The organism is Methylocella tundrae (genome assembly GCF_038024855.1).
Classification (GTDB): Bacteria; Pseudomonadota; Alphaproteobacteria; order Rhizobiales; family Beijerinckiaceae; genus Methylocapsa; species Methylocapsa tundrae.
The window spans coordinates 3,025,973-3,043,533 of the sequence record NZ_CP139089.1 but is presented as its reverse complement, the minus strand read 5'-3'; the positions used below and the strand labels follow the sequence as shown (position 1 = coordinate 3,043,533).

At 59.1% G+C, this 17,561-nt stretch carries 18 protein-coding genes and 2 pseudogenes; 13 read left to right on the top strand and 7 right to left on the bottom strand.

Annotated elements, in window-relative coordinates; all coding sequences use genetic code 11:
• The first annotated feature begins 189 nt into the window (after positions 1-189).
• The 8 genes from SIN04_RS16305 to thiD all read left to right on the top strand — a co-directional run bounded on the left by SIN04_RS16305 (position 190) and on the right by thiD (position 7,011).
• Entirely contained in the window at positions 190-930 is a 741-nt protein-coding gene (locus SIN04_RS16305; protein WP_134490892.1) for a metal ABC transporter ATP-binding protein, read from the top strand.
• Positions 931-959: 29 nt separating this feature from the next.
• Positions 960-1,826 (top strand): metal ABC transporter permease, encoded by an 867-nt coding sequence (locus tag SIN04_RS16300; protein ID WP_134490890.1) that lies wholly within the window; start codon positions 960-962, stop codon positions 1,824-1,826.
• 29 nt (positions 1,827-1,855) lie between these two features.
• Positions 1,856-2,767 carry a metal ABC transporter substrate-binding protein gene (locus SIN04_RS16295; protein WP_341264061.1) on the top strand — a complete coding sequence of 304 codons (912 nt, stop codon included), beginning with the start codon at positions 1,856-1,858 and terminating at the stop codon, positions 2,765-2,767.
• Positions 2,768-2,937: 170 nt separating this feature from the next.
• A complete protein-coding gene (locus SIN04_RS16290; protein WP_134490885.1) occupies positions 2,938-3,996 on the top strand; it encodes a CobW family GTP-binding protein in 1,059 nt (352 codons plus the stop codon).
• Positions 3,997-4,007: 11 nt separating this feature from the next.
• On the top strand, positions 4,008-4,448 hold the full coding sequence (locus SIN04_RS16285; RefSeq protein WP_134490883.1) for a hypothetical protein: 441 nt from the start codon (positions 4,008-4,010) through the stop codon (positions 4,446-4,448).
• 54 nt (positions 4,449-4,502) lie between these two features.
• Complete coding sequence (locus SIN04_RS16280; RefSeq protein WP_341264060.1) at positions 4,503-5,510, top strand: WD40 repeat domain-containing protein; 1,008 nt, start codon at positions 4,503-4,505, stop codon at positions 5,508-5,510.
• A 105-nt stretch (positions 5,511-5,615) separates the two neighbouring features.
• Positions 5,616-6,119, top strand: a complete 504-nt coding sequence (locus SIN04_RS16275) for a DUF2937 family protein (RefSeq protein ID WP_166795964.1) — start codon at positions 5,616-5,618, stop codon at positions 6,117-6,119.
• A 76-nt stretch (positions 6,120-6,195) separates the two neighbouring features.
• Positions 6,196-7,011 carry a bifunctional hydroxymethylpyrimidine kinase/phosphomethylpyrimidine kinase gene (thiD, locus tag SIN04_RS16270; RefSeq protein ID WP_134490877.1) on the top strand — a complete coding sequence of 272 codons (816 nt, stop codon included), beginning with the start codon at positions 6,196-6,198 and terminating at the stop codon, positions 7,009-7,011.
• A gap of 15 nt (positions 7,012-7,026) precedes the next feature.
• Here the strand turns inward: thiD and SIN04_RS16265 are convergent, their stop codons facing one another.
• Entirely contained in the window at positions 7,027-7,452 is a 426-nt protein-coding gene (locus SIN04_RS16265) for a DUF1810 domain-containing protein (protein WP_134490875.1), read from the bottom strand.
• 186 nt (positions 7,453-7,638) lie between these two features.
• Between SIN04_RS16265 and SIN04_RS16260 the strand changes: the two genes are divergently transcribed.
• The 3 genes from SIN04_RS16260 (at position 7,639) to SIN04_RS16250 (ending at position 10,966) form a co-directional block, all read left to right on the top strand.
• Positions 7,639-9,213, top strand: coding sequence for a peptide chain release factor 3 (locus tag SIN04_RS16260; RefSeq protein WP_134490873.1), 1,575 nt, complete (start codon positions 7,639-7,641; stop codon positions 9,211-9,213).
• A gap of 125 nt (positions 9,214-9,338) precedes the next feature.
• Positions 9,339-10,286 carry an IS1595 family transposase gene (locus SIN04_RS16255; RefSeq protein ID WP_134490871.1) on the top strand — a complete coding sequence of 316 codons (948 nt, stop codon included), beginning with the start codon at positions 9,339-9,341 and terminating at the stop codon, positions 10,284-10,286.
• A gap of 233 nt (positions 10,287-10,519) precedes the next feature.
• Complete coding sequence (locus SIN04_RS16250; RefSeq protein WP_134490869.1) at positions 10,520-10,966, top strand: Panacea domain-containing protein; 447 nt, start codon at positions 10,520-10,522, stop codon at positions 10,964-10,966.
• Positions 10,967-11,404: 438 nt separating this feature from the next.
• Here SIN04_RS16250 and SIN04_RS16245 read toward each other — a convergent pair whose 3' ends face one another.
• The 4 genes from SIN04_RS16245 to SIN04_RS16230 form a co-directional block, all read right to left on the bottom strand.
• Positions 11,405-12,286 carry a hypothetical protein gene (locus SIN04_RS16245; protein WP_134490867.1) on the bottom strand — a complete coding sequence of 294 codons (882 nt, stop codon included), beginning with the start codon at positions 12,284-12,286 and terminating at the stop codon, positions 11,405-11,407.
• Positions 12,287-12,455: 169 nt separating this feature from the next.
• Complete coding sequence (locus SIN04_RS16240; RefSeq protein ID WP_134490865.1) at positions 12,456-12,773, bottom strand: hypothetical protein; 318 nt, start codon at positions 12,771-12,773, stop codon at positions 12,456-12,458.
• A 427-nt stretch (positions 12,774-13,200) separates the two neighbouring features.
• Positions 13,201-14,556 carry a ferredoxin reductase family protein gene (locus tag SIN04_RS16235; protein ID WP_134490863.1) on the bottom strand — a complete coding sequence of 452 codons (1,356 nt, stop codon included), beginning with the start codon at positions 14,554-14,556 and terminating at the stop codon, positions 13,201-13,203.
• Positions 14,557-15,028: 472 nt separating this feature from the next.
• The gene (locus SIN04_RS16230) at positions 15,029-15,259 is read right to left on the bottom strand and encodes a helix-turn-helix transcriptional regulator (RefSeq protein WP_341264059.1); all 231 of its coding nucleotides are present in this window, start codon (positions 15,257-15,259) and stop codon (positions 15,029-15,031) included.
• Here SIN04_RS16230 and SIN04_RS16225 point away from each other — a divergent pair.
• Together SIN04_RS16225 and SIN04_RS16220 are read left to right on the top strand one after the other, a co-directional pair.
• A pseudogene (locus SIN04_RS16225) lies at positions 15,258-15,476 on the top strand (IS481 family transposase); the annotation flags it as partial. The gene SIN04_RS16230 and the pseudogene SIN04_RS16225 overlap by 2 nt on opposite strands.
• Positions 15,477-15,689: 213 nt before the next feature.
• A pseudogene (locus SIN04_RS16220) lies at positions 15,690-16,166 on the top strand (SDR family NAD(P)-dependent oxidoreductase); the annotation flags it as partial.
• Here the strand turns inward: SIN04_RS16220 and SIN04_RS16215 are convergent.
• Together SIN04_RS16215 and SIN04_RS16210 are read right to left on the bottom strand one after the other, a co-directional pair.
• A complete protein-coding gene (locus SIN04_RS16215) occupies positions 16,074-16,847 on the bottom strand; it encodes a TMEM175 family protein (protein WP_423136030.1) in 774 nt (257 codons plus the stop codon). The pseudogene SIN04_RS16220 and the gene SIN04_RS16215 overlap by 93 nt on opposite strands.
• Positions 16,848-16,953: 106 nt before the next feature.
• The gene (locus SIN04_RS16210; RefSeq protein ID WP_341264057.1) at positions 16,954-17,541 is read right to left on the bottom strand and encodes a TetR/AcrR family transcriptional regulator; all 588 of its coding nucleotides are present in this window, start codon (positions 17,539-17,541) and stop codon (positions 16,954-16,956) included.
• Positions 17,542-17,561: the final 20 nt, after the last annotated feature.

Below are 17,561 nucleotides of genomic sequence, written 5' to 3'. Positions count from 1 at the left end.
ACTTCACCGTGGAGACGTTATGAGCATCACCCATTCCCACCGCCCGGAGAGGATTTCAGCGGCGCCAGCCTTTTCGCTGCTGCGCCTCTCGGCTGCCGCCCGGCTGAGCGGAGTCTTGGTTCTCAGCGCGGCTTTATGGGGCTTGGTCTATTGGGCGTTGCATTAGGGTCGCTTTCGTATGAGTCTTCAATGACCGCCGCCATCCGCTTCAGCAATTTGACCCTTGGCTATGACCGTCACCCGGCGGTTCATCATCTCGACGGAGACGTCGAGAGCGGGTCTTTGCTCGCCATATGCGGGCCTAACGGCGCCGGAAAATCGACATTGCTGAAGGCCATCGCCGGATCGCTCGCGCCGCTCAGCGGTTCGGTCGCGCTGCCGCATGTCAAGACGCGCGATATTGCCTATCTGCCTCAGGCGGCCGATATCGATAAAAGCTTTCCGATCAACGTATTCGATGTCGTCGCCATGGGCTTATGGTCCCGCTGCGGCCTGTTCGGCGCCGTCGCGCGGCGTGAATTGGCGCGGATCCACGACGCCATCTCGGCTGTCGGGCTGGATGGTTTCGAGGATCGCGCCATTGGCGCCCTCTCCGGCGGCCAGTTGCAGCGCATGTTGTTCGCAAGGCTGCTGCTGCAGGACGCGGCAGTCATCCTCCTCGACGAGCCCTTCACCGCCATCGATTCAAAGACGACAGCAGATCTTCTCGCCCTCGTCGCCCGCTGGAGCAGCGAAAAACGCACGGTGCTCGCCGTGCTGCATGATTTCGATATCGTGCGGGAGCACTTTCCCCAAACGCTTCTGCTGGCGCGCGAAAAAATCGCCTGGGGAAAGACGGCCGACGTGCTGACCCCGCAAAATCTCTTGAGGGCGCGCTCGATGATCGAGGCTTTCGATCGCGACGCGCAGGCCTGTTCCCGCGCGGCCTAAGTGTTGAACAGGCTTCAAAGAGGCTGCGTTTGTACAATTTTCTGATCTCGCCTTTCGTCGAATTCGAATTCATGCGGCGCGCGCTGGTCGGCGCCATCGCTCTGGCTCTGGCCGGATCGCCGCTCGGCGTTTTTCTCCTCCTGCGGCGAATGGCGCTGACCGGCGACGCCATGGCCCATGCGATCCTGCCCGGCGCCGCGATGGGCTATCTCGCGGCGGGCCTCTCGCTCGGGCCCATGACCGTCGGGGGCTTCATCGCCGGCCTTATCGTCGCCGTCGGGTCCGGCGTCGTCGCGCGCACGACGATCTTACGCGAAGACGCCTCGATGGCGGCTTTCTACCTGATTTCGCTGGCGCTTGGCGTCACCGTCATTTCGTTGCGAGGCTCGAACATCGACCTGCTCCACGTGCTCTTTGGCAGCGTCCTCGCGCTTGACGACGCAACGCTCCTGCTTCTCGCCTCGATCGCGACGCTGACGCTGATCGGCCTCGCCTTTCTTTATCGGCCTCTCGTGATGGAAACCGTCGATCCCGGCTTTCTCGCCTCCGTCGGGAACGCCGGCGGGCCAACGCAGATCCTTTTTCTTATGCTCGTCGTGCTGAATCTGGTGGGAGGGTTTCACGCGCTCGGCACTTTGCTCGCCGTCGGCATGATGATGCTTCCCGCCGCCGCCGCGCGGCTGATCGCCAAAGACATCGGTTCGATGATCGCGCTGGCGGCCGCGCAAGGCGTCCTCGCCAGCTATGCTGGTCTGATTATTTCATTTTACGCGGGATTGCCTTCGGGGCCCCTGATCATTCTCATCGCCGGGGCGCTCTATCTCCTCGCCCTGGCTTTCGGCCCGGCCGGCGGCGTGCTTCGCCGCCTGCGGTCGCGCCGCCACCTCGAAGCCTGACGTCGTCAGCCCCACAAAAGGATATTTTCATGCGTACAAGGCGCAACGTTATAACCTTAATGGCGGCCAGCGTCATAGCTGGCGTTTCGCCCGCGCTCCGGCAGGCGCAGGCCGCAGCTGCGAATAAACTGCCCGTCGTGGCCACCTTTTCGGTCCTCGCGGATCTCGCCCGCAATGTCGGCGGCGACCGCGTCGAGGTCATTTCCCTCGTCGGACCGAACGGCGACGCTCATGTCTATCAGCCATCGCCCGAGGACGCGAAGCACCTGAACGCGGCGAAACTGATCCTCGTCAATGGGCTGGGGCTCGAAGGCTGGCTCGATCGTCTGATCAGCGCGTCCGGCGCCAAGGCTCCGATCGTCGTCGCGACAAAAGGGATCGAGCCGCGCCAGATGGAGGAAGAGGGAAAAATCGGCCAGGATCCGCACGCCTGGCAATCGATCCCCAACGCGAAGATCTATGTCGAAAATATCCGTGACGGGCTGATCGCAGTCGATCCGGGCGGCGCCGACGCCTATCGCGCCAACGCTACGGCCTATCTCGCGAGGCTGGACGAACTCGACAAAGAGGTGCGCGCGGCGCTGGCCGCGATCCCGCCGAAGCGCCGGGAAATCATCACGACCCATGACGCTTTCGGCTATTTCGGCGCGGCTTATGATTTCAAATTCATCGCGCCCGAGGGCGTGTCAACGGAGACCGAGGCGAGCGCCAGGGACGTCGCAAGGATCATTCGCCAGATCAAAACGGAAAAGATCCCCGCCGTTTTCCTCGAAAACATCACTGATCCGCGCATCGCCAGGCGGATCGCCGAAGAGAGCGGCGCGACAATCGGCGGCGCCCTGTTTTCCGATGCCCTCTCGCCGCCGGATGGGCCCGCCCCGACATACGTCGAGATGATGCGCAACAACATCAAGCAATTGACCGCCGCGCTCTCGAAATAGTGCGCCGGGCCTCTTCAGGCCGGCGCCTGATCCGGCTTGACGTCTTTCTGCAAACAAGGACTTAGTCCGGACCGAAATCGTCGAGGGTTGGCGCCGCCGCTCGCGTTTCCCGTTTTGGCGGGAGGCGTCGCCCTGAGGCAAAGATGGTCGCCAAGTCCCCGGAGGATCGAATGGCCGAAAAAATTCCCGTCACCGTGCTCACAGGATATCTCGGCGCCGGCAAGACGACGCTTTTGAACCGCATCCTGTCGGAGGACCACGGGCGGAAGTTCGCCGTCATCGTCAATGAATTCGGCGCGATCGGCATCGACAACGACCTCGTCGTCGGCGCCGACGAAGAAGTCTTCGAGATGAACAATGGCTGCATCTGCTGCACGGTCCGCGGCGATCTCATCCGCATCATCGAAGGCCTGTTGAAACGAAAGGGCAAATTCGACGCCATCATCGTCGAGACGACCGGGCTCGCGGACCCCGCGCCCGTCGCGCAAACCTTTTTCGTCGACGCCGACGTTCAAAACGCCGCGCGGCTCGACGCCGTCGTGACGGTCGCCGACGCCAAATGGCTCGCCGAGCGGCTGAAGGACGCGCCCGAGGCTAAAAGCCAGATCGCCTTTGCCGACGTCATCATTCTCAACAAGACCGATCTCGTGAGCGCCGAAGAGTTGCGCGACGTGGAGGCGCGCATCCGCGCCATCAACCCTTACGCCACATTGCATGAGACTGTGAAATGCGCCGTACCCATCAATGAAGTGCTGGGCCGCAACGCCTTCGATCTCGATCGCATCCTCGACATCGAACCGCAGTTCCTCGAAGTCGAGGACGCTCACGACCACGATCATCACGACCACGCCCATCATGATCATGACGATCATCATCATCACGGGCACGAGCATCATGAGCACGCCTCGCACGGCCTCAAGCATTATCATGACGAGGACATGCAGTCGGTCGCCCTGACGATCGAGGGCGATGTCGACGCGGATAAATTCATGCCCTGGATCAACACCTACATTCAGACCGAGGGCGCCTCGATTTTGCGTTCCAAAGGCATTCTCGCCTTCAAGGACGAGCCGAAGCGTTTCGTTTTTCAGGGCGTCCACATGATCCTTGACGGCGATCTGCAACGGGATTGGAAGCCGGGCGAAAAGCGCGTCAGCCGCGTCGTCTTTATCGGCCGCAACCTGAAGGAAGATGAAATCCGCAGCGGCTTTCTGGCTTGCGCCGCCTGAGGGAGGGCCACATGGATGGAAAGCGGGACCATATTCCAGATGAAGAATTTCAGAAATGGCTGGCAAATGAGCGCGCAGAGCTAAACGATGTCTTCGACCCTCTTTTCAAAGGCCTGAACTATCTCTTTGTTGCTCATGGGGCTGGCTTGTTTGGCGCCATCACGCTAGTCAAAGATGGCAAAGGATCTCCTTACAATCATGGGATAACTATTTTCTTTTATTTTTTCCCAATCGGACTTATCACCGCGATAATATCGTATATTTATTTTACATCCGCTCGACTTGGTCTATTTATTCGCGCTTCAGAAAGGTATGAAAAAACCCATCCTAATCTGTTGATGAAAAGCAATCCATCAACAACGGCGTATATCGGTCTTGGGTTTTGCGCAATATCAGCAATATTATTAATATCAGCGCTGATTCTAATCTCAATTAAAGCCAGATCGTTGTAAAGTATCATTTATAGTACCTGCAGTTAGTGTGCACCAAACTCACTTGAGCGAGACATGGTCGAGCCGATTAATTCCCTGACTTCCAATGTCGCCCCTATCGACGCAGGGGCGCCGGTGACCGCCGCGGCCTTCATCGGCGCGACGCCCGCTTTGGCGCTCGGCGATGGCCATGTGCTTCTGACCGGGACAGGCGGACAAAAACGCATTGCCGTGCATCCCGACGCCGCCATTCTGGTCGCGGCGAAAGCCGGAAAGGAGCTGGCCACGGGTGGTGACGACGGCAGGGTCGTGCTGATCTCCGAAGACGGCGCGCCGCGTCAGATCGCCTATGAGAAAGGCAGATGGATCGACGCGCTTGCCGCGCGCGGCGACGGCGCGCTCGCCTGGTCAACAGGCAAACAGGTCTTCGCGCGCGATCCCAAAGGCGAAATCAAGACAACGACAGCGCCCTCGAGCGTGCGCGGCCTCGCTTTCCTGCCCAAAGGCTACAGGATTGCGATCTCGCATTATAATGGCGCACGCCTGTGGTTTCCGAACGCCGCCGCCCCGCCCGAGGAGCTGCACTGGAAAGGCTCGCATCTCGAAATCACGGTTTCCCCCGACGGCCGCTTCATTGTGACGGCGATGCAGGAAAATTCTCTGCACGCTTGGCGGCTCGCCGATAAAAAAGACCTGCGGCTCAGCGGCTATCCGGCCAAGCCGCGCTCCATGTCCTGGTCGTCCGACGGCCATTGGCTGGCGACCTCGGGGGCCGACGCCAGCATCATATGGCCGTTTAACTCCAAGGAGGGGCCGATCAATAAAGCGCCGCGCGAATGCGGCGTCCGGCAAGCCAAGATCAGTTGCGTCGCGTTTCATCCAAAGAGCCCCGTTCTGGCGCAGGGCTATGAGGACGGCATGATCCTGCTCTGCCGCCTCGCCGACGGCGCCGAGCTTCTTGTGCGCGCCAGCGGAGCCGGCGAGAACGCCGCTGTCACCGCTCTCTGTTGGGACGACGCCGGCCGCAGGCTGCTGTTTGGCTGCGCCGACGGCGCGTCCGGTATCTTGACCATGCCAGCCTGACTCCGCGCGGCCCGCGCCGCGAAGATTGGAGCCGAGGCTTGCCGGAACTCCGCCGCGCCGCGCTCATTGACGTTGCAGGCTTGCGCGCCCCGGGGGATGATTCCAATGCTGAGGTCGAGACTAGCGCTGTTTGTTGGCGCCGTCGTCGGGCTGACCGCGTCGCAGATTCCTGAATATGCCCAGCAGTACCGGCAAAGACTTGGCGGCGCGATCGACGAATTGCAGAAAATCGTCTCCCAATTCGACGCGGATAGCGCCCAGCTTGGCCTGAGCGAGGAGCAGGGCATTGCGCGTCTTTCCGGCGACGGCGATGAATTTATCCGCGAACGCGGCCTTCAGATGGAGCAGATCGTTGCGCGTCTGCAAACGCTATCGCGCGCCAACGCAGACATGGCGCGATCCGGTTCGCTTGGAAGATTGGCCGCACTGGCGGCCGATTTCGACCCCTTGATCGCGCGCCAGGCCTATGCGAGCTATGAGCCCGCCGTTCCTGTGACAAGCGAAGGATTTGTCCTGGCAGGACTGGGCTTCCTGACCGGCGTCGGCCTCTTTCGGGCCTTGACGGCGCCCCTGCGGCGCTTCCGCCGCAGGAGGCCGATGTCGGCGTGACGCGTCAAAACAAAGACTTAAAGAGCAGGATGCGATTCTGCCTGGACGCATTCTGCTCTAGCCGGAGAGAGAGAATATGATTCCAAACATTCTCTCCATCGCCGGCTCCGATCCGAGCGGAGGCGCCGGCATACAGGCCGATCTCAAGACCTTCGCCGCGCTCGGATGCTACGGCATGGCGGCGATCACGGCGCTCACCGCCCAGAACACCACGGGCGTGCGCGGCCTTCACCTCCCACCGCCGGAGTTCGTCGGCGCACAGATCGACGCGATTTTCGAGGATATCGACGTCGCGGCGGTCAAGATCGGCATGTTGGGATCGGCCGCGATCGTCGAAACCGTCGCCGCGCGCCTCGCCGTGCGCGGGCCCCGCGCGGTCGTGCTCGATCCGGTGCTCGCTGCAACGAGCGGCGACCCGCTGGCCGCGTCAGGCGTCGAGCAAGCGATGATCGAGCGACTGTTTCCGCTCGCAACGCTCGTCACGCCCAACCTCGATGAAGCCGCGCGGCTCTCGGGCCTTCCGAGGGTAAGGGACGCCGCTGAGATGCGCGCGGCGGCCGAGCGGCTGCATCGCCTCGGCGCCAGGGCCATATTGATAAAGGGCGGCGACGCGGCGGGCGCATCCTGCGACGATCTTTATTTCGACGGCGCATCGGAGCGGATCTTTTCAGCTCCCCGCGTCGCGACGCCTAACACGCATGGCACGGGCTGCACGCTATCGTCGGCGATCGCAGCCTATCTTGGCCTTGGCTTTGCGCTGCCGGAGGCGATCGGCGCCGCGAAAACCTATCTGACCCGCGCGCTCGAAGCCGCCGATGAGCTGAGCGTCGGCGGCGGACACGGCCCGCTCAACCATTTTTTCGAGCTCTGGCGGCCGACGTCCAAAGCTTGAAGATCGCCTTGAGCCTCAAAGCCGTTGCAGCGTCGCCTGGTCCAATTCCCCTGCAAAATATTTCTGCAGCGCGTCCCTGAATATCTGGCTGTCGTCCGCCGTCCGGGCGAACAAAGTCATCGAGGAATGAAACTTCATGTCGTCAGGCGATCCGAAAATCTGATTGATTGAACGCCCAATCGCCCGATTGACCAGATGCGTGCAGCGCCGCAGCCTTGGCCCAAGAACCGGATGACGGACATAGGCCTCGGCCTCCGCGCGGCCTGAAATCGCATAGCGTTGCGCCATGGGACTATGCCCGAGACCCGCGATCTGCGGGAAGATGAACCACATCCAATGGGTTTTCTTGCGGCCTTCCTCCAGTTCGGAGCAAACCTCCTCGAATACGGAATTTTGAGCCTCGACGAAGCGTTGCAGATTGTATTTATCGCTTGTTTCCATCGCGGTCGCGCCTCTTTCTGGAAACCGACGGTTTCCGTTTACAATCCGGGAGCGTCAGGAACCAGGCTGCGCCACGGAAAGCTAAGCCCCTTTTCGCGCGCCGCAAGCGATCCGCGCGAGGCGGCATTGGCTGGCGCGTCATTCGATGATTGACATAAGCGTCGCCCCTTGCGACGTAGCAGCGCCATGAGCGCTTCTGATCCGGTCGCCCGGCGGCGAACCTTCGCCATCATCTCCCACCCCGACGCGGGCAAAACCACGCTGACCGAAAAGCTGCTGCTGTTCGGCGGCGCGATCCAGCTCGCCGGCGAAGTGCGCGCCAAAGCCAACCGGCGCCAGACCCGCTCCGACTGGATGGGCATCGAGCGCGAACGCGGGATCTCGGTCGTCACATCGGTGATGACCTTCGAATATGGCGATTGCGTCTATAATCTGCTCGACACGCCCGGCCATGAGGACTTTTCCGAGGACACCTATCGCACCCTCACCGCCGTCGATTCAGCGATCATGGTGATCGACGCCGCCAAGGGCATCGAGGCGCGCACGCGAAAGCTGTTCGAGGTCTGCCGCCTGCGCGACATTCCGATCCTGACTTTCATCAACAAGATGGACCGCGAAACGCGCGATCCCTTCGATCTTTTGGATGAGATCGAAAAAACGCTCGCCCTCGATGTCGCGCCGATCACCTGGCCGCTTGGCAGTGGGCGCAGTTTTGCCGGCACTTATGATCTCGAGCATAATGTCGTGCGCCGGCTCGACCGCGACGCCGAAGCCGTGCCCGTCGCCGGACCCGATGATCCCTTCATCAAGGGACTTTTGGGCGAGGCCGAGTTCGAGGCGGCGAAAGAACAGATCGAACTCGCCCGCGCGGGCCTCAAAGCCTTCGATCAAAAGGCCTTTCTGGAGGGCCATCTGACGCCGGTTTTCTTCGGCAGCGCGCTGCGCAATTTCGGCGTGCGCGACTTGATCGACGCGCTGGCGAAATTCGCCCCGCCCCCGCATGGGCTGGAGGCGGCCTCGCGCAATGTCGATGCGCGAGAGGACAAGATGACGGGCTTCGTGTTCAAGATTCAGGCGAATATGGACCCGAACCACCGCGACCGCATCGCTTTTATGCGCGTCTGCTCGGGCAAATTGCGGCGCGGCATGAAGGCGAAGCTCGTGCGCACGGGGAAAAACATCGCGCTCAACGCGCCGCAATTTTTCTTCGCGCAGGATCGGCAATTGGCGGAAGAAGCTTACGCGGGCGATGTCGTCGGCATTCCGAACCACGGCACGCTGCGCATCGGCGACACGCTGACCGAGGGCGAGGATCTTGTGTTTCGCGGCGTGCCGAGCTTTGCCCCGGAAATTCTCCGCCGCGTCAAGATCAGTGACGCCATGAAGGCGAAAAAACTGCGCGAGGCGCTGGGCCAAATGGCCGAGGAAGGCGTCGTGCAGCTCTTCTTGCCGAACGACGGTTCGGGCGCGATCGTCGGCGTCGTCGGCGCCTTGCAGCTCGACGTGCTCGCCGAACGGCTCGAGGCCGAATATGGGTTAGGCGTCAGTTTCGAGCAGAGCCGTTTTGAATCCTGCCGCTGGATCACGGCCGCGCCGGCCGAACTCGACAAATTTATTCGCGCGCACCCCTCCTCCATGGCGGTCGATCTCGACGGCGCCCCGGTCTTCATGGGCGCCTCTGCCTGGGACCTGAAATATGAGCAGGACAAATGGCCGGATGTGACCTTCTCCGACATCAAGGACTATCAGAAGGCCGCGTGACGTCGCCGATCCCACAGCTTTTCCCTCGCGCGTTCATGGTTTGTTTGCGACAATACAGAACGGCGATGTTACACTTGACATACCCAGCCACTATTGGTAGATTGGCGGTTAAGGAGTAGACCGCCATGCAATCCGCCCTTTCCGCCGCTCATTTTCATAACGAGGTCGCCGCCTTCGCCTATGTTGAGGAAAGGCTTTGGCCCGATGGCCCGATCTGCCATCACTGCGGAGAGACCGCGCGCGTCAGCAAATTGCAGGGCAAATCGACCCGACCCGGTCTTTATAAGTGCTACGTCTGCCGCAAGCCTTTTACCGTGCGGATGGGGACTGTTTTTGAGTCCAGCCATGTTCCGCTGCATATCTGGCTTCAGGCGATTTATCTGCTCTGCTCAAGCAAGAAGGGCATTAGCACTCGCCAGCTTCAGCGGACTTTCGGCGGCAGCATGAAAACCGCTTGGTTCCTTGGTCACCGCATTCGTGAGGCCATGAAGGAAATCCACGGCCTGTTTACCCCGCCACTAGGCGGGGCTGGTGAAACTGTCGAGGCCGACGAAACCTATATTGGCAGGAGTTCTCTAACCCGAGCCTTTCTGGCGCCGGGACCCAAGCAAGCCGTTATGTCTTTGGTCGAACGTAACGGGCGCGTGCGCAGCTTCCACGTTCCTAACGTGACTGCGCAGACCCTTCGTCCGCTCATCGGGCGGCACGCCCATGCCGATAGCCGCTTCGTTACCGACGACTCGACCGTGTATGGTCCGATTGGCTGGAATTTCGCTGCGCACGACACCATCAATCATACTCGCAAAGAGTACGTGCGGGGGGATGTGCACACCAATACCATCGAAGGGTATTTCTCCATCCTTAAGCGTGGCCTTTATGGCGTCTATCAGCATGTTTCTGAAGCCCATTTGCGGCGCTATTTGAGCGAATTTGACTTCCGGTATTCTAATCGGATTAAGCTCGGCATTAACGACAAAGAGCGCGCTAATATTGCGTTGGTCGGCGTCAAAGGCAAGCGGCTGACTTATCAAACGACTCGTCGCGGAAGGCCAGCGGAACAGGCCAAAGCCTAAGCCTAAACCTAAACCTAAGCCCAGCAAGAGCTGGCGCCGCCCGCCAACCGTCTTATTCGACCCTAACCAGCCCGAACTGCCATTGGATAATGGGGCGGGAATTGAACCAGCTTCCATGAAGCGACGGTACGAAAGCTGATTCAAAATCAATACGTTGTCTGTAACACGTTGATTTTCATTGATGTTTTCAATAAGAGAAACTATATTCTTATTGAAAGTGAGGGAGTGAAGCCATGACCGCACGGATAGACTCTGTGTGTCGATTGATTTGTGAGCTTGGAAGCTGGAAGGTGACCAACTTGCAACTGCAGAAGATATTGTACATGTCTCAGATGTATTATATGGGCAAAAGCGGCGGCACGCCGCTCGTCGATGCAAGGTTTGAGGCGTGGGATTATGGCCCTGTCGAACCTAGTGTGTATCGGAAAGTAAATATGTTCGGGGCCAACCCTATTAGAGATGTCTTTATCGACTCGCGCCCGTTTAAAGACGATGATCCGCGACGATTCGCAATCGGCGAGGTTTGCAGTGCGCTTCTGCCATTGAGGCCGGGGGCGCTAGTCGATATCACGCATGATTCAAAAGGGGCATGGGCCAAACATTATGTCCCAGGAGTCAGAGGGATCCCGATCCCTGACGCAGATATCCTCGCCGAATACTACAGCCGCGACGCCCGCTGAATCTGGAATATTCCGCCCCCCTGTTTACGGCGGGCCAACCGGGGATAGCGCAGCGGCGCTTGAATCGCAGCTTGAGTCATGCAAGTTCGAGCGGAAGCAAGAGCGATTTTTTTGGATACTTGTTTCCGCGACGTTGGCGAACACCCTCATTTTTGCAGTCGCCCCGACCTCCGCCGCGACCGTATTCCTGCTGTTTTCCTTGATGACCCTTATCGCCTGCTCGCATTGGCTCGAAGTTCCATGGATTGTGTCGCACCTAGAGCGGCTGTTTGATCGCACGAGCGTAACGAAGGCTAAGAATGAAACAGAATAGCCCCAAGCCAGACAACCCGGAACAATCCAAGCGCTTCATCGACATGGCGCGCGAGGTCGGCGTTGACGAACGCCCTGAAGCTTTTGACGAGGCGTTCAAAAAGGTCGCGGCGCCCAAGCGCCCGGCTACCCGACCTCAGGCTCGGAAAGCCTAATAGCTACGTGCCTCATCACGGTCCGCACATTTAAGAACACGGCTTCGGCCCGTTCCTCATCATAGCGGTCACGTAGATGCATAGCGTGATTGCGCCATGCGTCCTTGATAAGCCGAAGATGGGCGGCGGCTTCGGAATAAAACTTTTGGTCCGCTTTCCAGTCCGGCGCATGGGGGCCTTCCCCGCTTCCGATCAATCTGACCGCCCTATCTATCTGATCAAGAATCGTATTCCAGCCCGCGCGATCAAAAGTAACCCCTAGTGCCGTCGCTAAGCTGTTCAACGCCGGTTCAACTGCTCGCATGAGATGAGTGACGCAGGCCGTCGACCGGCGCAGGGCAAGACATTTCCCAGCTTCTTCAATCTCGTAATTTGCTGACGGAAAGCGATTAGCAACCTCAACGCCGAAATGAGGTTCCTTCGGCTCATAGTATTCCGCTCTTTTGGCGTCTATAACATAAAGAGAAGTTGCGCTAAGTTCATCTCTCATGCGCCCCTTCAATTCGGTTATTAGCTTAGCAAAACTATTATAAGTACATTGGCGCGATTTAAGTGTTTTTGCAGCACGAGAAACTGTGATAACAGAAAGCCTTATATCAAGAACATTAAGTTTTTCTACCGAATCATTTAATAATTTTAGAAAAACCCGCCTGTCTTTAGCAGCAATAATTTCGTTTAAACGATCTTTCCTGCTATCATCCTCGCCGATTTGAGTAATTACGGCATCCATGTGATTTAATAGGGCAACAGTACTATAGAGGGCCGACCCTTTTATTTTAAGCATTTCCCACAGACCCAAAAGGCCGCCCGACTTGAAAGCATCGTCGAGCTTGGCAGAAAAGGACGCGTTCATCTACGCGCCCTTCTAGTACGTGCCCTTCTAGCATTTGTGTGTGGGTATGTAAAGTGTAACGTCGCCTACAGAACACCGGATCACTCCTGTCCCGGCGGAGGATCCGAAAAAAGAAACGGATGATCCTCTTTACGAAGAACAACGAGCCAGCGCTTGCGAATGTGCTGGACTAAGTGAGCATATTGACGCCTCCGCGCTCAGCCGGGTTTTTTGCTCTCGACGCATTGGCGCCCTCGCTCGCGACGAGCCCATGCCGCAGAGCAAGGCTTACGCCGATGTCTGTCTCGACGCTGTCAGCGTCGCAAGTGGTCTCGGCATAGCTGTACACGATATGCTGCTTATCGACGTCGAATACATACGCCGCAGTCGCCGCATATCGAGACCGGAAGATATTGCGGTCTTTTATGTGCAGTATCGCCAGATGAAGGTCCGTGTAAGCAGCGCTGCCGACTATCCTGTCATCTCTTAGAAATTCCACTCTGAACATTTTGCCCTCCGCCCGGCCGCTGTTCGCTTTGCTCAGTTTTCTTGCGGCCGGCCGGAACAACGATTAACGATCGGTAATGTTCCCGCGGGTTTCGGCCTTCGCGTTGATGCTGTGAGAGAATTTTTGGGCGCCTTAGAGCATATTCCGATCAGATCGGTTTGATCTGATCGACAAGAATATGCTCAAGCTTTTGAATCACGCCCCGCCCCGGTTTTTCGCCATTCTCAGGGAGTGAGGACGTCTATCGGATCCCGCGCGACGCGGCATTGCAGGCCAGTCATGGCCCCATCATGAAAGGGCTGCATTCCAGTCGGGGCAACGGCCCTTCCCCTTGGCGACGTCATTGGGCCTCGGCCCGCAATGGAAATTCCGTCGCAGCTGTGGTCCTGACGCCGCGTTCCTCGGCTCGCCCCGTGGGAGCCGCCCCTCACCGCATCGCGAACAGTTCTTGATGGAAACGCTGTGTCACGGAGAACCCATGCGCGGCAAAGTCCCGCCGCAGCGCCTCGCCGAAACTTGATGGACCACAGAACCAGATGCTGGCCTTGGGCCAGTCGGGAACCAACGCGCGGATGCGTTCGCCGCTTAAGCGACCGTGACTGGCGTCAAGCAGAACATGCAGGCGAACGTGCGAGGCCCGCGCATCGGCCCTCAACTTGCTCATGGCTTCCTCGTCATAGTCGGCGGTGGTATGAAACAGCTCAATTTCCTGCGCTCGGGGCCCACTCAAGCTTCCGTCCGGCCCTAGCGCAATATGTTTCATGCGCGCGATAAAGGGGGTAATCCCGATGCCGCCGCCGATCCAAATCTGGCGCGAGCAGTCGTCATCGAAGGTGAAACAGCCGTATGGCCCCTCAATTTTCATCACCTGCCCCACGCGCAGCATCGTGCGGAGGCGGCGGGTATGGTCGCCAAGTTCCTTGGTGATGAAGGTGATCCGCGGTTTGTCTTCATTCCAGCTCGAGGCGATGGTGTAGGGGTGTGCGCCTTCGGAGGCGTCCGAGGTGGCAAAGGCAAACTGGCCGGGCTTGTGGCCGGGCCAGCCACGCGGCACATCGATCTGCGTCTCGAGAGCCCGCACGCCGGCATAATACTGAATTGAGGCGATCCTGCCTTCAACCTGCCGATTAGCGCCTACTCGCCGCAGCAGGACAATGACCGCCGCTAACGCGCCGTAGGCCAGCAGGAGCGCCATGACCAAGCCGACGGGCGAGGTCCAATAGCTGAACTTCATCAGCACCACAGCGTGAAACGCCAACGCCACATACGCCACCGCCAGCAACCGGTGCGTCTTGTAAAACAGCCGGTAGGGAAAGTGTTGAACAAGCGCCAGCACGATCAGCAGCGCCGCAGCGTAGAATGCCCATTCGCCCAAGTCCCCCGCGGGACCGCGCAGAGTCGTGAAAAATTCCGGAGCATGGCTCCCCGGAATAAATCTCGGTCCATGCGCAGGCCGCACAAGCCAGCCAAATCCCACAGCCCATTTGGGACCCTTCACCCACAGCCAGTGGATCACGGCCATGACAAGGCCAGCGATGCCGAACCACTTATGCAGGCGATACATTTTATCGAGCCCACCCAGCCAAGACTCCGGCCAACGCGGTCGCAGCGCCAAAATCATGGCGACGCACATGCAGGCCATAGCGATGACGCCGCTGTACTGCACCATGCTCGCACGAAGCGCGAAGAAATTGGCCGGCCAGAACACCAGGGGTTCCGCGACAAGCCATAAGACCGTCAGCAGGATCAGCGCGCCCCAAAAAGTTCGCTTTATGTTCAGCATAGCGGGCCTTCATCTATATTCGAACGGATGGCTGGGGATTTCGCCATCTCATCCGAACATACGCATGCGTTCTGAGTGACGCATTGAGGGGCGTCAACGACGAGCTGGGCGCTGGGCGCCGCTCTTGGAGACGCGGCCATTGATCCCTCGTTCGCCGCCGCTGTCTTCAAGACAATAAAGAGACGCCGCGCGCGGGACCGGCGTCGCTCCTAAGCTTTAGCTGGGTGCGCTCGCTGCCTCCCTTCCAAGCCGAAATGACTTGGCGAAGAATTTCCTGTCGCGCTTGTGAGCGGCGTTGGCGCACCCGGGAGGTTCCGAAGCGATTCAATCTGCTTCTCTTTGCTTCGAAAGGATTCTCTCACACCTGTACATCTGGGACGCTGTTAACCGGCATGGGGTCCGACGTTTTGATCCAACAAGTCATGAAGGCGGGTCAATCTTGAATACACTTCCCGGCAGCAGGTAGGTGATGTCATAATTGTAAGCAATGAACTTGGCGCCACCGAAGGGGTGCTAGGCCGGAAAGGCGTTTGAATACCACTGTGAAGTGCGCCTGGGAACTGAATCCGATCGTCAAGGCCAGCCCAGCAATAGGCACATCTGTTGTCTCCAGCATAATCTGCGCTTTCGCAATACGGCGGCGTACCAGATGTTCATGGGGGCGAACGCCAGTGGCTGCGCGAAACTGCGCCGCGAAATGCATGGACGGCAAGCTGATTATGTTCCTCGCCATCTATCGCGCCTCGAAGTTCACCAATGTCGAGTTCCACGATCACGCCGGCAAGATGGAGGGCGCAGCTTTCCTGCGCAACGTCGTGGCGGCCTTTCCTTACAAGATCCACACGGTGCTGACCGATAACGGAATGGCTTTCGCCGACCTGCCCAAGAACCGCAGCGGCCCCAGCCGCCGGTTGCTTGGCGCGGTCCTGTCGAAGGCGACGTTCAAAAAAAGCAAGATTTTGAAATACCACGCGTGGGATTTGAAAAGACCCTGCGCAGCATTTCGCTTAGGTGCGCAGTAGATTGCAGGTCAACAGGTGCTGGTCGAGTTAAAGCGTCGCATCTGGAGTGCTCCCTGGCGTCGACCAAAGATGAATACGTCGGGTTATCCCATTGTCGAGGAGAGGTAGATCATGAAAACGTTTCTTAGCATTGGAGCTGGTCCGGGTATGGGCCTTGCGACAGCCGAGCGGTTTGCCGGCGAAGGGTTCCGGATCATCTTGAGCGCCCGGAACGAGACCAAGACGAAAGAGCTTGCGGGGCAGCTCGAGGCGAAGGGCCATAAGGTCGAAGTACGCACAGTCGATGCAGCTGAACCGTCAAGCGTCGCAGCGCTCGTGTCTCAAGTTGAAAGCGAGTTCGCCGGGATAGATGTTCTGCACTTCAATGCGGCCTCGACGCGAAAGGCCACGTTGGCAGATCAACCGCGCGAGACGTTCAACTATGATCTCGCCGTCAATATCGGTGGCGCCATGGTCGCTGCGCAGGCTGCGGGGCCCAACATGATCGCACGCGGCTCAGGCTCCATCCTGTTCACAGGCGGCGGCTTCGGCCTTCAGCCGCACCCGGATTATCTCTCTCTGAGCATCGGTAAGGCAGGTATTCGCGCGCTGGCGCAAGGCATCTTCAAGCCCTTCCAGGAAAAAGGCGTCCACGTCGCGACCGTTACCGTCGCAGACCTTGTCATGAACAGCAAAGACGCCAATGCCGTCGCCGAACAGTTCTGGCAACTGCACAGCCAGCCTGCCGGTTCGTGGCAGGTGGAGAATTGCGGCACGGCGTTCGGCGGCAAGTTCCGCCAATGGCGCTAAAAATGCCGTAAACATAAGTACTTGAGCAGCGCTCGGCCAAATCAATGAGATCAGTGCTGAAAAGCTTAGGATGCCCGCCGCACAGAGTGGAGAGATCAGAAATGTCAATCGAAACGCCTGCTTGCGTTTCCGTTTCGTCTCGAATGTCGTCATCCACAAAGCCGCATTAAAGAGCGAGATCAAGGCGAGGTGGCCGTTGTAAATGGCGACGACATCGCCAACATTGCCTTTACTTCCGTAGAGCGCCGTTGTGGCAGGCAGGCACACGATCGTAAACAGGAAGACGATGTTCATGAGAAGCGCCGCGCGGGTTTCATGGTCGCCCAGGACAAGGCGGCGGTGATGGCTGAACCAGAAAAGCGCGGCAACGAAAAAGCTCAGGCATAATGCCGATATCGCCCTGCCGCTGGTCGCCAAAATTTCGGACCAGCGCGGTGCGGCGCCCAAGGGGCCGGCCGCCGGAATATTATACACGAGCATGGTCATCGCGATCCCGAATATCGTGTCGCTCAACGTTTCCAGGCGCCGAAATACGAAGGCCCCGTCCATTTCCCTGCTTTCCTTCCTTGCCGGGAGAGTGCGGCTGTCAGGATGGTTTGAACAGCCTCGACACCTCGACCAGTTCCGCCAAGGGACGCGTGATGTGCCCGTCGGCCTTCAGCATGACCAGCCCGTGCAATTGGGCCCAAATGAGTTGGGCTTCCTCCTGGATGCGGTCCGCCGGAGTGGTGGGGGACAAGGCTTCGCGCAATCGGCTGAAGGCCTCGACGGCCGCGGTTTCCAGTGCGCCGCCCGTGCCGGCTTCGGGCACAAGGCGCGATGCGAACATCAGTCGATAGAGTTCGATATTCGCTTCGCCGAATGCAACATAGGCGAGAGCCATCGCTCTCAGGGCGCCATCCCGCCCTCCTGCCGCAGCGGCCGCGGTCAGCGCGGCGGCAAACTCCTCGAACCCTTCCGTCGTGACCGCCTCAAGCAATGCCTTGCGGTCGGAAAAATGCCGATAGGGAGCTGGCTGGCTTACGCCGGCAAGCCGCGCGAGAGAGACGAATGACATCGCATCCGCCCCGCTTTCCGCGATCTGGTCGCGTGCGATCCGCACCAGCGTGCGGCGCAGATCGCCGTGATGATAACCAGCCCGGCCAGGGGCTTTTTTTCTTGGGTTCACCTTCATGTGATTACCTATAACATTTT

Excerpts from the sequence above, each read along its gene's own strand:
- thiD (WP_134490877.1), top strand. The coding sequence starts at position 6,196 with ATGATTCCAAACATTCTCTCCATCGCCGGCTCCGATCCGAGCGGAGGC.
- SIN04_RS16240 (WP_134490865.1), bottom strand. The coding sequence starts at position 12,773 with ATGTTCAGAGTGGAATTTCTAAGAGATGACAGGATAGTCGGCAGCGCT.
- SIN04_RS16295 (WP_341264061.1), top strand. The coding sequence starts at position 1,856 with ATGCGTACAAGGCGCAACGTTATAACCTTAATGGCGGCCAGCGTCATA.
- SIN04_RS16210 (WP_341264057.1), bottom strand. The coding sequence starts at position 17,541 with ATGAAGGTGAACCCAAGAAAAAAAGCCCCTGGCCGGGCTGGTTATCAT.
- SIN04_RS16250 (WP_134490869.1), top strand. The coding sequence starts at position 10,520 with ATGACCGCACGGATAGACTCTGTGTGTCGATTGATTTGTGAGCTTGGA.
- SIN04_RS16290 (WP_134490885.1), top strand. The coding sequence starts at position 2,938 with ATGGCCGAAAAAATTCCCGTCACCGTGCTCACAGGATATCTCGGCGCC.
- SIN04_RS16285 (WP_134490883.1), top strand. The coding sequence starts at position 4,008 with ATGGATGGAAAGCGGGACCATATTCCAGATGAAGAATTTCAGAAATGG.
- SIN04_RS16260 (WP_134490873.1), top strand. The coding sequence starts at position 7,639 with ATGAGCGCTTCTGATCCGGTCGCCCGGCGGCGAACCTTCGCCATCATC.
- SIN04_RS16230 (WP_341264059.1), bottom strand. The coding sequence starts at position 15,259 with ATGCATTTCGCGGCGCAGTTTCGCGCAGCCACTGGCGTTCGCCCCCAT.
- SIN04_RS16275 (WP_166795964.1), top strand. The coding sequence starts at position 5,616 with ATGCTGAGGTCGAGACTAGCGCTGTTTGTTGGCGCCGTCGTCGGGCTG.
- SIN04_RS16255 (WP_134490871.1), top strand. The coding sequence starts at position 9,339 with ATGCAATCCGCCCTTTCCGCCGCTCATTTTCATAACGAGGTCGCCGCC.
- SIN04_RS16305 (WP_134490892.1), top strand. The coding sequence starts at position 190 with ATGACCGCCGCCATCCGCTTCAGCAATTTGACCCTTGGCTATGACCGT.
- SIN04_RS16215 (WP_423136030.1), bottom strand. The coding sequence starts at position 16,847 with ATGCTCGTGTATAATATTCCGGCGGCCGGCCCCTTGGGCGCCGCACCG.
- SIN04_RS16280 (WP_341264060.1), top strand. The coding sequence starts at position 4,503 with ATGGTCGAGCCGATTAATTCCCTGACTTCCAATGTCGCCCCTATCGAC.
- SIN04_RS16245 (WP_134490867.1), bottom strand. The coding sequence starts at position 12,286 with ATGAACGCGTCCTTTTCTGCCAAGCTCGACGATGCTTTCAAGTCGGGC.
- SIN04_RS16265 (WP_134490875.1), bottom strand. The coding sequence starts at position 7,452 with ATGGAAACAAGCGATAAATACAATCTGCAACGCTTCGTCGAGGCTCAA.
- SIN04_RS16235 (WP_134490863.1), bottom strand. The coding sequence starts at position 14,556 with ATGCTGAACATAAAGCGAACTTTTTGGGGCGCGCTGATCCTGCTGACG.